This is a genomic window from Kitasatospora sp. NPDC089913, assembly GCF_044748625.1.
Lineage (GTDB): Bacteria > Actinomycetota > Actinomycetes > Streptomycetales > Streptomycetaceae > Kitasatospora.
Genome location: NZ_JBIVGI010000039.1, coordinates 1 through 15601 on the forward strand (window position 1 = coordinate 1; position 15601 = coordinate 15601).

The window sequence follows — 15601 nt, forward strand, 5'->3', positions numbered from 1 at the left end:
TCCAACCCCAGGAAACCCTGAGGCCGGGGATGTCAACATATCTGGCGTTGACTTTTGGCACGCTGTTGAGTTCTCAAGGAACGGACACTTCCTTCGGGCGGCTTTCACACCGGCCCTCCGGGCGCTTCGTTCTTTCGTGTTTCAAGCTTATCAGATGTTTTCCGCTCCGTTTTCCGGAGTTTCATTCATCGAATCTGCTCTGGCCTTTCGGCGCTCCCGAACTCTATCAGAGTTTCTCGGGCCGTTTTCCCGCTCCGTTCTCGAATTTCATTTCGAGGACTTCGACTGGGGGCCGTCCCGTGGGGCAACCCGGAGAACATTACGCACCGGGTTGCCCCACGTCAAATCACGCCCGGACTCACACCTCGACGACGACCGGCAGGATCATCGGGCGGCGGCGGTAGTTGTCCGCGACCCACTTGCCGAGGGTCCGGCGCACCAGCTGCTGGACCTGACGGATCTCCAGCACGCCGTCGCCCGCCGAGCGGTCGAGCGCCTCCTGGAGCTTGGCCGCCACCGGCACGAATGCGGCGTCGTCGATGCCGGAACCCCGCGCCTGGATGCTCGGGCCACCGACGATCTTGCCGTTGGTGGAGTCCACCACGACGAAGCAGGAGATGAAGCCCTCCTCGCCGAGGATCCGGCGGTCCTTGAGCGAGGCCTCGGTGATGTCGCCGACCGAGGAGCCGTCCACGTAGACGTAGCCGGCCTGCACCTTGCCGACGATGCGGGCGACACCCTTCTCCAGGTCGACGCAGACGCCGTCCTCGGCGATGACCACGCGGTTGCGCGGAACGCCGGTGGCGATGCCGAGATCGGCCGCCGCCCGCAGGTGGCGCCACTCACCGTGGACGGGCATGAGGTTGCGCGGCCTGCAGATGTTGAAGAAGTACAGCAGCTCGCCGGCCGAGGCGTGGCCCGAGACGTGCACCTTGGCGTTGCCCTTGTGGACGACCTTGGCGCCCCAGCGGGTCAGGCCGTTGATCACCCGGTAGATGGCGGTCTCGTTGCCGGGGATCAGCGAGGAGGCGAGGACGACGGTGTCGCCCTCGACGATGCGGATCTGGTGGTCACGGTTGGCCATCCGGGACAGCGCGGCCATCGGCTCGCCCTGCGAACCGGTACAGATCAGCACGACGTCCTTGTCCGGCAGGTCGTCCAGCTGCTTGACGTCGACGATCATGTTGCCGGGGACCTTCAGGTACCCGAGGTCGCGCGCGATGCCCATGTTGCGGACCATCGAGCGGCCGACGAAGGCGACCTTGCGCTTGTGCTCGTGCGCGGCGTCCAGCACCTGCTGGATGCGGTGCACGTGGCTCGCGAAGGAGGCCACGATGATGCGCTTCTCGGCGCTCGCGAAGACATTGCGCAGCGCGGCCGAGATGTCCCGCTCGGACGGGATGAAGCCGGGGACCTCGGCGTTGGTGGAGTCCACCAGCAGCAGGTCCATGCCCTCCTCCGCCAGCTTGGCGAAGGCCGGCAGGTCGGTCAGCCGGCCGTCGAGCGGCAGCTGGTCCATCTTGAAGTCACCGGTGGCGACGACCATGCCGGCGGGCGTGCGCACGGCGACGGCCAGCGCGTCCGGGATGGAGTGGTTGACCGCGATGAACTGGCAGTCGAAGGGGCCGATCCGCTCGCGGTCGCCCTCGGCGACCTCCAGCACGTACGGACGGATGCGGTGCTCGGCGAGCTTGGCCTCGATGAGCGCCAGGGTGAGCTTCGACCCGATCAGCGGGATGTCCGGGTTCTCCCGGAGCAGGAACGGGACGGCGCCGATGTGGTCCTCGTGGCCGTGCGTGAGGACGATGCCGTCGATCTTGTCCAGGCGGTCCCGGATGTAGGTGAAGTCCGGGAGGATCAGGTCGACGCCGGGCTGCTCGTCCTCGGGGAAGAGGACACCGCAGTCGACGATGAGAATGCGGTCCCCGTATTCGAAGACCGTCATGTTGCGGCCGATCTCACCGAGACCGCCGAGCGGGGTGATGCGCAGGGCGCCCGCCTTGAGGGCCGGCGGCGTGCCGAGTTCGGGATGCGGGTGGCTCAAAAGACTCTCCTCACGACGCACGCCATATGTCCGGGGTCCTCCCCCGTGAGACATATGGCGTGCGTTCTCCGTGTCGGTTTTTCCTACCAGGTCTGTGCTCTCGCGCCTTCGGTCCGGTCCAGCGGCGGGCCCGTGAGGGTCCGGCGAGCCGGGGCGCGCACGTCTTCGTCTGTTACAGGTCTACCCCGCCGTCGGCGAGATCCTTCTTCAGTTGCGCGATCTCCTCCGGAGTCGCGCCGATCAGGGGCAGCCGCAGCGGCCCGGCCGGCAGACCCCGGAGGTCCAGCGCGGCCTTGGTGAGAATGACACCCTGGGTGCGGAAGATACCGGTGAACACCGGCAGCAGGCGCTGGTGGACCGCCGTGGCCTTGGCCACATCGCCGGCCAGGTGGGCCTCGACCATGGTCCGCAGCTCTCCGGCGACCACGTGCCCGACCACGCTCACCACACCCACCGCCCCGACCGACAGCAGCGGCAGGTTGAGGATGTCGTCGCCGGAGTACCAGGCGAGGCCGGAGCGGGCGATCGCCCAGGACGCGGCACCCAGGTCGCCCTTGGCGTCCTTGTTGGCCACGATCCGCGGGTGCTCGCCCAGCCGGACCAGCGTCTCGTGGCTCAGCGCGACGCCGCTGCGGCCCGGGATGTCGTACAGCATGACAGGGAGTTCGGTGGCGTCGGCGATCCGCACCGTGTGCCGGTACAGACCCTCCTGCGGGGGCTTGCTGTAGTACGGCGTCACCGACAGCAGGCCGTGCGCGCCGGCGGCCGCGGCCTGCCGGGCCAGCTCGACGCTGTGGTGCGTGTCGTTGGTGCCGACGCCGGCCACCACGTGGGCCCGGTCGCCGACCGCCTCCACCACGGCGCGGACGAGCTGGGCCTTCTCGGCGTCAGTGGTGGTCGGGGACTCGCCGGTGGTGCCGTTGACGACGAGGCCGTCGTTGCCGGAGTCGACGAGGTGCGCGGCGAGGCGCTGGGCGCCGTCGAGGTCGAGGCCGCCGTCGGCGGTGAACGGTGTCACCATCGCGGTCAGGACCCGGCCGAAGGGCGTCTGGGGGGTGGAGGTCGGAGCCATGTGTCCAAAACTACTCGTAGGCGGTGGGGCGACACCCAGGCCGGTCCACGGTTCGGACGGCCGTGCCTGCGGAACGGTCCGGGATCGTCCCGGTACGGCCCCCGCGGAACCGGTTCCAGCAGCGGAAACATGGGATTCCGGTGCTGCGTGCTCGGGGGTTCAAGCAGCACCGGAATCCGTGTTCACGAGCCTAGGGAGAGGTCAGAAATGCCGCAATCCAGACATGCCCGGCACTCCCCCCGGATGCTCGTCGTCGCAGGTCAGGGTGCGACACGGCGGTGCTTCCCGAAGGCCGCACGGGTGAGCGGCACGAGCTCCGCCCACCGCCCGGGGGCCGCCGCGGCGGCGCTCAAGCGTTGCTGCTCGCGGGCTCGTCGGCGGCGGCACCGGTACCGCGGTGCAGCCGGATCGCGTGCTGCATGGTCCTGCGGGCGCGCGGCACGTCGCCGGCGTCGGCGTAGGCCACCGCGAGTCGGAAGAAGACCCGCCAGTCGCCCGGGGCGGCCTCGGCCTCGGCCTTGCGGCGGGCGAACACCGCGTCGGCCGAGCCGCGGTCGATCCGCCCGCCGTCGGTGCGCTCCAGCTCGTCGACCGGCAGACCGCCCTCGGCCTCCAGCTCGCGGGCGAGCCGCTCGCTGTCCCGTCCGAAGCGGACCGTCTGGCGCAGGAACCAGAGGCCGACGACCGGGATGACGAAGGCGCACAGGCCCAGCCCGATGCCCAGCGGCTTGCCGGTGGCGATCAGTTGCACACCCTCGCCGACGCAGATCAGCGCGACCAGGGCCAGGACTCCGGAGAGGACGAAGAAGCCGGTACGGGAGGTCATTCCGGGCTCACAGGTCCAGGAAGTGCTCGAGGCCCAGGGTGAGCCCGGGCGTCTCCACGACCTTGCGCACACCGAGCAGGATGCCCGGCATGAAGCTGCTGTGGTGCAGCGAGTCGTGCCGGATGGTGAGGGTCTCGCCGTCGTCGCCGAACATCACCTGCTGGTGGGCGAGCAGACCGCGCAGCCGCACCGAGTGCACCGGCACCCCGTCGACGTCGGCGCCCCGGGCGCCGGGCAGACCGTGCGTGGTCGGGTCCTGCTGCGGCGCCCGGCCGGCCTCGGCCCGGGCGGCGGCGATCAGCTGGGCGGTGCGGGTGGCGGTGCCGCTGGGGGCGTCCGCCTTGTGGTCGTGGTGCAGCTCGACGACCTCGACCGACTCGAAGTACCTGGCCGCGGCCTGCGCGAACTTCATGCCGAGCACGGCGCCGATGGAGAAGTTCGGCGCGATCAGCAGACCCAGCTCCGGCGCGGCGGCGAGCTGCCCCCGGACGGTGGCGAGGCGCTCCTCGGTCCAGCCGGTGGTGCCGGTGACCACGTGGATGCCGTGCGACAGGCAGTAGTCGAGGTTGCCCATCACCGAGTCGGGGTGGGTCAGTTCGACCGCGACCTGCACCCCGGCGTCGGTCAGCTCGGAGAGTTCCGAGCCCCGGCCGAGGGTGGCCACCAGTTCCAGGTCCGGCGCGGCCCCGACGGCCTTGACGGCCTCGGCGCCGATCCGGCCCCGGGCGCCGATCACAGCGACTCGCAGCGTCATGGTGAGTAGTCCCTTCAGGCCAGCAGGTCGGCCAGCTTGGCGGCCCGCTTGTCGCTGATCGGGCCGATCAGCGCGAGCGAGGGCCGGTACGCCCCCAGCACATCACGGGCGACCTCGTGCACGTCGTCCAGGGTCACCGCGGCTATCCGCGCCAGCATGTCGTCCACCGAGAGGTGGTGGCCGTAGCTCAGCTCGGCCTTGCCGATCCGGTTCATCAGCGAGCCGGTGTCCTCCATGCCGAGCACGGTGGAGCCGGAGATCTGGCCGATCGCCCGCCGCAGCTCCTCCTCGGTGATGCCCTCGGCGACCACCTTGGCGAGCTCCTCGCGGCAGATCCGCAGCACCTCCTCGACCCGCTTGGGCTGGCAGCCGGCGTAGATGCCGAACAGGCCGCTGTCGGCGTACGAGGAGGAGTAGGAGTACACCGAGTACGCCAGGCCGCGCTTCTCCCGCACCTCCTGGAACAGCCGCGAGCTCATCCCGCCGCCGAGGGCCGCGTTGAGCACGCCCATCGCCCAGCGGCGCTCGTCGTGCCGCGGCACCCCGGGCACGCCCAGCACCAGGTGGGCCTGCTCGGTGGAGCGGTTGAGCACCTCGACCCGGCCGGCGGTGCGCACCGCCTTGACGCCGCGGCGGGCCTCGGCGGGGGCGGCCTCGGACTTGGCGAGCAGCGGTGCGAAGGCCCGCTCGACCTGGCGGACGACCTTGCGGTGGTCCAGGTTGCCGGCCGCCGCGATCACGAGGTGCTCGGGCCGGTAGCGGCGGTGGAAGAAGTTCGCGATCTGGTCGCGGGTGAGCGCCCGGACGGTCTCCTGGGTGCCGAGGATCGGGCGGCCGAGCGGGCCGCTGCCGAAGATCACCTTGGCGAAGAGGTCGTGCACGACGTCGCCCGGGTCGTCCTCGGCCATCGCCATCTCCTCGAGGATGACGCCGCGTTCGGCCTCGACGTCCTCGGGGCGGATCAGCGAGCCGGTGAGCATGTCGCAGACCACGTCGATGGCCAGCGGCAGGTCGGTGTCGAGCACCCGCGCGTAGTAGCAGGTGTTCTCCTTGGCGGTGAAGGCGTTCATCTCACCGCCGACCGCGTCCAGGGCGGCCGAGATGTCCAGCGCGCTGCGCCGCTCGGTGCCCTTGAAGAGCAGGTGCTCCAGGTAGTGCGTGGCGCCGTTGAGCTGGGGGGTCTCGTCCCGGGAACCGACTCCGACCCAGATGCCGAAGGTCGCGGAGCGCACCGTCGGCAGGGTCTCGGTGACGACGCGCAGGCCGCCGGGAAGGACGGTGCGGCGCACGGTTCCGGCACCGTCCGCGCCCTTCAGCAGGGTTCGGGTCGTGCCGGGGCGCTGCGTCGCCGCCGAGGCCAGAGCCACGGGGGTACCTCCGTAGAAAGCAATCCGTCGAAGCATGGGGGGACAACAGGGTGCGGCCCGCACGCCGCTGGGGGCGTGCGGGCCGCGGGATCAGCTAGCGGCGCTTCACTCGGAAGCGGCCTCGCCGTTCTCCTCGCCCTCGACGACCGGGATCAGCGAGAGCTTGCCGCGCGGGTCGATCTCGGCGATCTCGACCTGCACCTTGGCGCCGACGCCGAGGATGTCCTCGACGTTCTCCACGCGCTTGCCACCGGCGAGCTTGCGGATCTGCGAGATGTGCAGCAGACCGTCCTTGCCCGGCATGAGCGAGACGAAGGCACCGAAGGTCGTGGTCTTGACCACGGTGCCCAGGTAGCGCTCGCCGACCTCCGGCATGGTCGGGTTGGCGATCTGGTTGATCGTGGTGCGGGCGGCCTCGGCGGCCGGGCCGTCGGCGGCACCGATGTAGATGGTGCCGTCGTCCTCGATCGTGATCTCGGCGCCGGTGTCCTCCTGGATCTGGTTGATCATCTTGCCCTTGGGGCCGATGACCTCACCGATCTTGTCCACCGGGATCTTGATGGTGATGATGCGCGGCGCGTTCGGCGACATCTCGTCCGGGGAGTCGATGGCCTCGTTCATCACGTCGAGGATGTGCAGGCGGGCGTCGCGGGCCTGCTTCAGCGCGGCGGCCAGCACCGACGCCGGGATGCCGTTGAGCTTGGTGTCCAGCTGCAGCGCGGTGATGAAGTTGCGGGTACCGGCGACCTTGAAGTCCATGTCGCCGTACGCGTCCTCGGCACCGAGGATGTCGGTGAGGGTCACGTAGTGGGTCTCGCCGTCGATCTCCTGCGAGATCAGACCCATGGCGATACCGGCGACGGCGGCCTTCAGCGGCACACCGGCGTTCAGCAGCGACATGGTCGAGGCGCAGACCGAGCCCATCGAGGTGGAGCCGTTGGAGCCGAGCGCCTCGGAGACCTGGCGGATGGCGTACGGGAAGTCCTCGCGGGAGGGCAGCACCGGCAGGATCGCCCGCTCGGCGAGCGCGCCGTGGCCGATCTCGCGGCGCTTCGGCGAACCGACGCGGCCGGTCTCGCCGACCGAGTACGGCGGGAAGTTGTAGTTGTGCATGTAGCGGCGACGCGTCTCCGGGGAGAGCGTGTCGAGCTGCTGCTCCATGCGGAGCATGTTCAGCGTGGTGACACCCAGGATCTGGGTCTCGCCGCGCTCGAACAGGGCCGAACCGTGCACCCGCGGGATGGCCTCGACCTCGGCGGCCAGGGTGCGGATGTCGGTGACACCGCGGCCGTCGATGCGGACCTTGTCCTTGATGACGCGCTCGCGGACGGTCTTCTTGGTCAGCGCGTTGTAGGCGGCGCTGATCTCCTTCTCGCGGCCCTCGAACTCGGGCAGCAGCTTCTCGGCGGCCAGCGCCTTGACGCGGTCCAGCTCGTTGTTGCGCTCCTGCTTGCCCGCGATGGTGAGGGCCTGCGCCAGCTCGTCCTTGACGGCGGCGGTCAGCGCGGCGAGCACGTCGTCCTGGTAGTCCAGGAAGACCGGGAACTCGCCGGTCGGCTTCGCGGCCTGGGCGGCCAGCTGGGCCTGGGCGGCGCAGAGGACCTTGATGAACGGCTTGGCGGCGTCCAGACCGGCGGCGACGATCTCCTCGGTCGGCGCGTCGGCGCCGCCCTCGACCAGCTTGATGGTCTTGTCAGTGGCCTCGGCCTCGACCATCATGATCGCGACGTCGCCGTCCGGCAGGACGCGACCGGCGACGACCATGTCGAAGACGGCCGACTCCAGCTCGCTGTGGGTCGGGAAGGCCACCCACTGGCCGTTGATCAGCGCGACGCGGACGCCACCGATCGGGCCGGAGAACGGCAGGCCCGCCAGCTGGGTGGAGGCGGAGGCGGCGTTGATGGCCACCACGTCGTACAGGTGGTCCGGGTTGAGCGCCATCACGGTGACGACGACCTGGATCTCGTTGCGCAGGCCCTTGACGAAGGACGGGCGCAGCGGGCGGTCGATCAGGCGGCAGGTGAGGATCGCGTCCTCGGAGGGCCGGCCCTCGCGACGGAAGAACGAGCCGGGGATCCGGCCCGCGGCGTACATCCGCTCCTCGACGTCCACGGTCAGCGGGAAGAAGTCGAAGTGCTCCTTCGGCTGCTTGGACGCGCTGGTGGCCGACAGCACCATGGTGTCGTCGTCCAGGTAGGCCACGGCGGAGCCGGCGGCCTGACGGGCCAGACGGCCGGTCTCGAAGCGGATGGTACGGGTGCCGAAGGAACCGTTGTCGATCACGGCCTCGGCGTAGAACACGTTCTCTTCCACCTGGAAGATCTCCTCTTTCGTACGTCTCCGGGAGAGCGTCCCCGCGTATTCGCCTGCGTGCTGACCCTGGACGGTCCGGGCCGGTCTTCGATCGAAGCCTCCGGCGGTCCCCGCTTCGGTCTGCGGGGCCTCCGGCGGCCACTACCGAGGACCGGCGCCTCTCGGCCGGCCGGATTCGGACGGGCGGTCCGCGTCTGGACGCTCTCTCGGATGCGGGCGGCTTCCGTTTGAAGCCTTCGTCCCGCGGGGGGTTCGGGTCCTGCTGCCCGGTGGCGCGCTTTCGGCGCCATCACCGGCATGCCCACAACCCTACGGTGCAATCCTCGGCCACCTGGGGAGGTGCGCGCGAGTTGTTATCCCCGGCCGGGGGGCGCGGGCGCCGTGGTGGACGCCCGGCTCACCGGTCGCGGCATACGCGCGAGGGGCGGCTCCCCGGTGTGGGGAGCCGCCCCGAGCGGCGTTCTCAGCGGGCGCCGCCGGCGGCACCGCGGCGGATGCCCAGGCGGTCGACGAGCGTACGGAAACGCTCGATGTCCTTCTTGGCCAGGTACTGCAGCAGACGGCGACGCTGGCCGACCAGGATCAGCAGGCCACGACGCGAGTGGTGGTCGTGCTTGTGGGCCTTGAGGTGCTCGGTCAGGTCCGAGATGCGGCGGGAGAGCATGGCGACCTGGACCTCGGGGGAGCCGGTGTCGCCCTCCTTCTGGCCGAACTCGGCGATGATCTGCTTCTTGATGTCAGAGGCGAGAGCCACTGCAACTCCTTCGAGGTGATACCGAGCGTTCCTGGTCTACGGCACAGGACTCTGCGAGAACTCGGTGTCGTGTACGGGCGCTGCCGACGGGCGTCGTCCCACCCGGGAACGGACACACGGCTGCGCTCGGAGGCCAAGCGTACCAGTGCCGCCGACGCCGACGGCCGGCGGCCCCGGTGCGCGGATCAGCCGGTGGCGCCGCGGACCAGCCGGTAGACGTCGAGCACGGCCAGCACCAGCGGGACCAGCGACATCAGGGTGAGGCTGTCGACCAGGTCCAGGACGCGCCCCCAGAAGGGGGAGACGCCGAGCCGCGGCACCACCAGGGCGATCGCGGTGAGCACGGCGGCGCCGAAGGCGATCGAGGCGGTCAGCCAGACGGTGCGCAGATCGGCGTCGGTGGAGCCGAGGCCGACCCGCAGCACGAACTGCGGGGTGTGCAGGGAGAGTCCGACGATCAGCAGGGACAGGCCGAGCAGGCCGGCGACGGTGAGGGCGAGGACCTGGGCGCTGTAACGGAACAGCCGGGCCCGGAGCATGGCGGCCAGTCCGAGGACGAGGGCCAGCAGCTCGGGGAAGGTCCGGTCGGTGAAGCCGAGCACCGCGCAGGAACCGACGACCACCGCGGCGCAGCCGCCGACCAGGCCGACCAGCACCTCGTGGCCGCGGCGGGCCTGGTGGGCGATCCGCTCGTACTGGACCAGCTCGGCGCGGGCGGCGTCCTCGTCGTGGTCGCGGCCCCGGGCGCGGGTCTGGCCGGGGGCGCTGTAGCCGACCGGCAGCCGGGCGAAGCGGGCGGACAGGCCGGGCAGGAAGCCGATCACGGCGACGGCTGCGACGCCGGTGACGGCGGCGATGTGGTGGGCCGGGGTGCCCGGCAGCAGGACGGCGGCGAAGGTGGCGAGCGCGCCGGCCGCGGCCAGGAAGGCGGCGGCCACGAAGAGGGAGTCCTTCTCCGGGAGCAGGCCGACCAGCAGGACGGCGACGACCAGGACGGTGACGCAGCCGGTCAGGAACTGGAGCCGGCCGGGGCCGTCCAGCGGGCCGCCGGTCGGCGCGAGGATGCCGCTGCCGGCGATCAGGGCGTGCGGCAGGGCGCCGAGGCCGAGCGCGAGGCCGGCCCAGGCGTCCCGGTAGACCCGGGCGCGGACGCCGGCGAGGGCGGTGAGCACCACCGCGACGACGCCGGAGAGCACGCCGGGCAGGCCGTGCATGTCGTGGCGCAGGTCGGCGAACCAGAGCGCGAAGCCGAGCAGGGTGAGCAGCACACCGGCGCCGACGAGGCCGAAGGCGCGCATCAGCTCGGGGCCCCAGAACCGGCGGTCGGTCTCGCCGGCGGTGGCGATCGCGTCGGCGACGTCGTCGTAGACGGCGGGCGGCAGTGATTCGGCGAACGGGCGCAGGTTGAGCAGGTCGCCGTCGCGCACCTGCTGGGCGGCGAGCGAGCGTCCGCCGTCGAGCACGGTGCCGTCGCGGCGGACCAGGTGGAAGCCGGTGGGAACGCCGTCGGGCTGGGTCTGGCCGGACAGTCGCAGCACCTCGGGGTACACGTCCGCGAGCGGGACGTCCTCGGGCAGGGCGACGTCGATCCGGCTGTCCGGCGCGACGACGGTGACCCGGCAGAAGCCGGTGGTCGCGGGCGTCGTCATGCCCGCACCTCGTTCGCTCGACGCACTGGGCGCTCCCCCTTGATGACGGTGTTCGGTGACAGGTGCTCGGCACCGGTGCGCGGTGCCGCCGTCCCACGGTGCCGGCGCGGCACCGGCGGCCGGCCGGTCCGGCCCTCGCGCGGGCGCCCGCCGGGCGGAACCGGCCGGGCGCGGCCACGAGTTGGCGCGGCGTTACCCTACCCGCTCGGTTCGTGCCCGGCCCCGCGGAGGGCGGGCGGGGCCGTGGGAGCGGGCCCCAGTAGGATCGGCCCCTGCGCAGGGCGGCGGGGGCGGCGCGCTCCTCCCCGGATGCCTGCGGTCGGCGGAGCGGGGGCGGCGTCATACGGGGCGTCCTCACCCGTACGGATCCTGTTGCGTGAGGGCTGATGCCGTAGTGATCTTGCGAAGCGTTCGTGGTCGGGGGGTGGGACGCGCATGGGCGTGATCATGGTCAAGCGGCCGCCCCGGGCCTATCCGCCCGCGGTGCCGGACGAGCCGGTGGAGCTGGTGCCCCCGCCCGAACTGCCCCGCTCGGGCGGCGAGGACTGGGTGATGAGCATCCTGCCGATGCTCGGCATGGGCGGTTCGGCGGTGTTCTTCTTCGCCCCCGGAGCCCAGGCCCCGATGAAGATCATGGGCGGTCTGATGATCGTCTCGACGGTCGGCATGGCGCTCGCCCAGATCGTCCGGGCCCGCAAGGGCGGCTCCACGGCCACCGCGGACGAGCGGCGCGACTACCTCAAGTACCTCCAGCAGATGCGCCGCCAGGTCCGCCGGACCGCCGAGCGCCAGCGCGGCGCGCAGCTGTTCCTGAATCCCGAGCCGGACCAGCTCTGGTCGATCGTCGCCGACGGCCGGCGCCTGTGGGAGCGGCGGGCCGGTGACGCCGACTTCGCGCAGATCAGGGTCGGCCGCGGGCCGGTGCAGCTGTCCACCCCGCTGGTCGCACCGCAGACCGCGCCGATGGACGAGCTGGAGCCGCTCTCGGCGGCCGCGATGCGGACCTTCCTGAACGCCCACGGCACCCTGCAGGACCTGCCGCTGGCGATCTCGCTGCGCGCCTTCTACCACATCACGGTCTGCGGCGACCCGGACACCGTGTACGGGAACGTCCGGGCGATGATCGCCCAGCTGACCACCCTGCACTCGCCGGACGACCTGCTGATCACGGTCGCCGCGGCGCCCGGCGCGGTGGACGAGTGGGAGTGGACCAAGTGGCTCCCGCACAACCAGCACCGCAAGGAGAACGACGGCGCCGGCTCCCGCCGGCTGATCGCCACCGGGCTCGGCGACCTGGAGCTGCTGCTCCAGGACGAGCTGGCCGGCCGGCAGCGGTTCGTCCGGGACGCCGCCCCGGCCGCCGACCAGCCGCACATCGTGGTCGTCATGGACGGTGCCTCGGTGCCGCACGACTCGCTGCTGGCCGGCGCCGAGGGCGTGCACGGGGTGACCATCGTCGAGGTGGTCCCGGGTGACCTGGACGAGCCGAGCGGGCACCTGATCGTCACCGTCTCGCCGGACGCGCTGGTGCTGCGCTCCGCCTCGGGTGCCACGTACACCGGCAAGCCGGACAGCCTCGGCGCCTGGCAGTCCGAGGCGCTGGCCCGGCAGCTGGCGCCGTACCGGGCCTCGGCCGGCGGCGACGACGAGCCCCTGCTGTCCAACCTGGACTTCACCGATCTGATGAACTCCGGCGACCCGGGCTCCTTCGACGTGACCCGCAGCTGGCGGCAGCGGGCGCAGCACGAGCGGCTGCGGGTGCCGATCGGCGTCGGAGCCGGCGGCGAGCACGTGTACCTGGACCTCAAGGAGGCCGCACTGGAGGGCATGGGCCCGCACGGCCTGTGCGTCGGCGCGACCGGCTCCGGCAAGTCCGAGCTGCTGCGCACCCTGGTCCTGGCGCTGGCGATGACGCACTCCTCGGAGACGCTGAACTTCGTGCTCGCCGACTTCAAGGGCGGCGCCACCTTCGCGGGCATGGCGGACATGCCGCACACCTCGGCGGTGATCACCAACCTGGAGGGCCAGCTCACCCTGGTCGACCGGATGCGGGACGCCATCGAGGGCGAGCTCAACCGGCGCCAGGAGCTGCTGCACCGGGCGGGCAACTACGCGAACATCCACGAGTACGAGCGGGCCCGGGCGGCCGGCGCGGCGCTGGACCCGCTGCCCTCGCTGGTGCTGATCATCGACGAGTTCTCCGAACTCCTCACCGCCAAGCCCGACTTCATCGACATGTTCATCCAGATCGGCCGGATCGGCCGGTCCCTCGGGGTGCATCTGCTGCTGGCCTCGCAGCGTCTCGAGGAGGGCAAGCTGCGCGGCCTGGACACCTATCTCTCCTACCGGATCGGTCTGCGCACCTTCTCGGCGGCCGAGTCGCGGGCGGCGATCGGTGTCCCGGACGCCTACCACCTGCCGCCGGTACCGGGTGTCGGCTACCTGAAGTTCGGCACCGACGTGATGGAGCGGTTCAAGGCCGCCTACGTCTCCGGCGCCTACCGGGCACCGGGGCAGCAGCGGTCGACCGGCGGCCGGCTGGTGTCCGCGCGGCCGGTGCGGTTCACCGCGGCCGAGGTGCCGGTGACCGAGCCGCTGGTGCAGGAGGAGGTCGAGCCGCTGGTCGAGGAGCAGGACGACGCCCTGGCGGACACCGTGCTGGACGTGTTCGTGCAGCGGATGGCGGGCCAGGGCCCGGCCGCGCACCAGGTGTGGCTGCCGCCGCTGGACGCGCCGCCGAGCGTGGACCAGCTGCTGCCGCCGCTGCAGGCGACCGGCGAGCGCGGGCTGACCGCACCGCAGTCGGGCACGCTGGGCCGGCTGCGGGTGCCGGTCGGGATCGTCGACAAGCCGCGCGACCAGAAGCGCGACATCCTCGACCAGGACTACGCGGGCGCGGCCGGCCACGGACTGGTGGTCGGCGGCCCGCGCTCCGGCAAGTCGACCATGATCCGCACCACGGTGGCCTCGTTCGCGCTCACCCACACGCCGCTGGAGGTGCAGTTCTACCTGCTGGACTTCGGCGGTGGCGGCTTCCAGTCGCTCCAGGACCTGCCGCACGTCGGCGGGGTGGCCGGGCGGCTGGACGCGGAGAAGGTCCGCCGCACGGTCTCCGAGGTGCACGGGGTGCTCAACCGGCGCGAGGAGCTCTTCCGCAGCACCGGGATCGACTCCATCGGCACCTACCGGGCCCGTCGGGCCGCCGGCGCGCTGCCCGACGAGCGGTTCGGCGACGTCTTCCTGGTGGTCGACGGCTGGAACACCTTCAAGCAGGAGTTCGAGGCGCTGGAGCCGGTCATCGGCGACATCGCCCAGCGGGGCCTCGGCTACGGCGTCCACCTGATCGTCACCGCGACCCGGTACGCCGAGGTCCGCCCGGCACTCAAGGACCTGCTGCAGAACCGGAGCGAGCTGAAGCTCGGCGACGCGATGGAGTCCGAGGTGGACCGCCGGGTGGCCCAGGCCGTACCGGCCGTACCGGGCCGGGGCGTCACCGCGGACCGGCTGCACTTCCTCACCGGTCTGCCCCGGCTGGACGGCTCCGGTTCGGTGGAGGACCTGCAGGACGGTGTGGCCGGGCTGGTCCGGGCGGTCGCCGGGGCCTGGACCGGTCCGCGCGCGCCGCAGGTGCGGATGCTGCCGACGGTGCTGGACGGGCAGTCGCTGCCGAAGGGCTTCGAGCACCCGGAGCGGGGTGTCGCCTTCGGCGTCGACGAGGCGGAACTGGCACCGGCCTTCGTCAACTTCGAGACCGACCCGCTGTTCATCGTGTTCGGCGACACCGAGTCCGGGAAGTCCGCGCTGCTGCGGATGCTGGTCAAGCAGATCACCGAGCGGTACACCCCGGACCAGGCGGGGATCGTGGTCGGCGACTACCGGCGCGCGCTGCTCGGCGTGGTCCCGCCGGAGTACCTGGTCGAGTACGCCGCCGCGCAGCCGGCCATGAGTTCCGTGGTGGAGATGCTGCGCGGGGCCTGCGCGCGCCGGCTGCCCGGTCCCGACGTGACCGCGGAGCAGCTGCGCAACCGCAGCTGGTACAGCGGCAAGGACATGTTCGTGGTGGTGGACGACTACGAGCTGGTGGCGACCTCCTCGGGCAATCCGCTGGCCGCGCTGGCCGAGTTCCTGCCGTTCGCGCGCGACATCGGGCTGCGGGTGGTCGTCGCGCGCAGCGCCGGCGGTGCCGGGCGCTCGCTGTACGAGCCGTTCATGCAGCGGATGCGGGAGCTGGGCGGGCAGGGCGTGCTGCTGTCCGGCAACCGGGACGAGGGCCCGCTGCTGGGCAACGTCAAGCCGCAGGCGCTGCCGCCGGGCCGGGGCGTGTTCGTCTCGCGCCGGGTGACCAGCGGGCAGATGGTGCAGACGGGCTGGCTGCCGGCGCCGTAGCGGCTGGGGACGGTGGTCACGGAGCGTGTCGGAAGGGGTCGGATCCTCGGGGGTCCGACCCCTTCCGACGTCCAGGTTCCGAAACGTTACCTAGATCTTTCCGCCGGAGGGCTGCGGTTCCCGTACCCGGCCGGCGGTGGGCCCGGCGACCCGGCGGCTTCCGGTCGACCTGCCTCCGCATCTGGTCAAGACCTTTGATTGGGGCGCGCAACACCACGTTCACCTTGGATTCAAGTGTGTTGTGGCGAAAGTAACAAGTCGGACATGCATAGTGATGACGATAAGTGATCATCAGATCGCATGTTTATGCGCACAGTGACAACGGATTCCGAAGCGATTCCGGCATTGACGCGATCGATACGGCCAAGGTTCCATGGCGGCCCGGGAGCGACAGGACCAGAACCGAGCAGACCAGCCAGCGGAGGCGATACCGCTC

9 protein-coding genes are annotated in these 15601 nt (G+C 71.3%); 1 reads left to right on the forward strand and 8 read right to left on the reverse strand.

The genetic code is table 11. The features are described 5' to 3' along the window. Positions 1 to 358: 358 nt before the first annotated feature. The 8 genes from ACIPYS_RS36370 to eccD form a co-directional block, all read right to left on the reverse strand. Positions 359 to 2044: a ribonuclease J gene (locus tag ACIPYS_RS36370; protein WP_400754367.1), complete on the reverse strand. Its 1686-nt coding sequence runs from the start codon at positions 2042 to 2044 to the stop codon at positions 359 to 361. A gap of 172 nt (positions 2045 to 2216) precedes the next feature. Next, a complete protein-coding gene (gene dapA / locus ACIPYS_RS36375) occupies positions 2217 to 3116 on the reverse strand; it encodes a 4-hydroxy-tetrahydrodipicolinate synthase (RefSeq protein WP_093860313.1) in 900 nt (299 codons plus the stop codon). A gap of 349 nt (positions 3117 to 3465) precedes the next feature. Continuing rightward, a complete protein-coding gene (locus ACIPYS_RS36380) occupies positions 3466 to 3942 on the reverse strand; it encodes a hypothetical protein (RefSeq protein ID WP_093860314.1) in 477 nt (158 codons plus the stop codon). Positions 3943 to 3949: 7 nt separating this feature from the next. Then, positions 3950 to 4696 carry a 4-hydroxy-tetrahydrodipicolinate reductase gene (gene dapB / locus ACIPYS_RS36385; RefSeq protein WP_400754372.1) on the reverse strand — a complete coding sequence of 249 codons (747 nt, stop codon included), beginning with the start codon at positions 4694 to 4696 and terminating at the stop codon, positions 3950 to 3952. A 14-nt stretch (positions 4697 to 4710) separates the two neighbouring features. Continuing rightward, positions 4711 to 6099 (reverse strand): M16 family metallopeptidase, encoded by a 1389-nt coding sequence (locus ACIPYS_RS36390; protein WP_400754375.1) that lies wholly within the window; start codon positions 6097 to 6099, stop codon positions 4711 to 4713. A gap of 69 nt (positions 6100 to 6168) precedes the next feature. Continuing rightward, entirely contained in the window at positions 6169 to 8376 is a 2208-nt protein-coding gene (locus tag ACIPYS_RS36395) for a polyribonucleotide nucleotidyltransferase (RefSeq protein ID WP_093860317.1), read from the reverse strand. 463 nt (positions 8377 to 8839) lie between these two features. Continuing rightward, the gene (rpsO, locus tag ACIPYS_RS36400) at positions 8840 to 9130 is read right to left on the reverse strand and encodes a 30S ribosomal protein S15 (RefSeq protein ID WP_093860318.1); all 291 of its coding nucleotides are present in this window, start codon (positions 9128 to 9130) and stop codon (positions 8840 to 8842) included. Between the two features lie 185 nt (positions 9131 to 9315). After that, the gene (gene eccD / locus ACIPYS_RS36405; protein ID WP_093860319.1) at positions 9316 to 10779 is read right to left on the reverse strand and encodes a type VII secretion integral membrane protein EccD; all 1464 of its coding nucleotides are present in this window, start codon (positions 10777 to 10779) and stop codon (positions 9316 to 9318) included. 435 nt (positions 10780 to 11214) lie between these two features. Here eccD and eccCa point away from each other — a divergent pair, with 435 nt between their 5' ends. Further along, positions 11215 to 15165 carry a type VII secretion protein EccCa gene (eccCa, locus tag ACIPYS_RS36410; RefSeq protein WP_400754379.1) on the forward strand — a complete coding sequence of 1317 codons (3951 nt, stop codon included), beginning with the start codon at positions 11215 to 11217 and terminating at the stop codon, positions 15163 to 15165. The last annotated feature ends 436 nt before the right edge of the window (positions 15166 to 15601 follow it).

Excerpts from the sequence above, each read along its gene's own strand:
- ACIPYS_RS36380 (WP_093860314.1), bottom strand. The coding sequence starts at position 3,942 with ATGACCTCCCGTACCGGCTTCTTCGTCCTCTCCGGAGTCCTGGCCCTG.
- dapA (WP_093860313.1), bottom strand. The coding sequence starts at position 3,116 with ATGGCTCCGACCTCCACCCCCCAGACGCCCTTCGGCCGGGTCCTGACC.
- dapB (WP_400754372.1), bottom strand. The coding sequence starts at position 4,696 with ATGACGCTGCGAGTCGCTGTGATCGGCGCCCGGGGCCGGATCGGCGCC.
- eccCa (WP_400754379.1), top strand. The coding sequence starts at position 11,215 with ATGGGCGTGATCATGGTCAAGCGGCCGCCCCGGGCCTATCCGCCCGCG.
- eccD (WP_093860319.1), bottom strand. The coding sequence starts at position 10,779 with ATGACGACGCCCGCGACCACCGGCTTCTGCCGGGTCACCGTCGTCGCG.
- ACIPYS_RS36390 (WP_400754375.1), bottom strand. The coding sequence starts at position 6,099 with ATGCTTCGACGGATTGCTTTCTACGGAGGTACCCCCGTGGCTCTGGCC.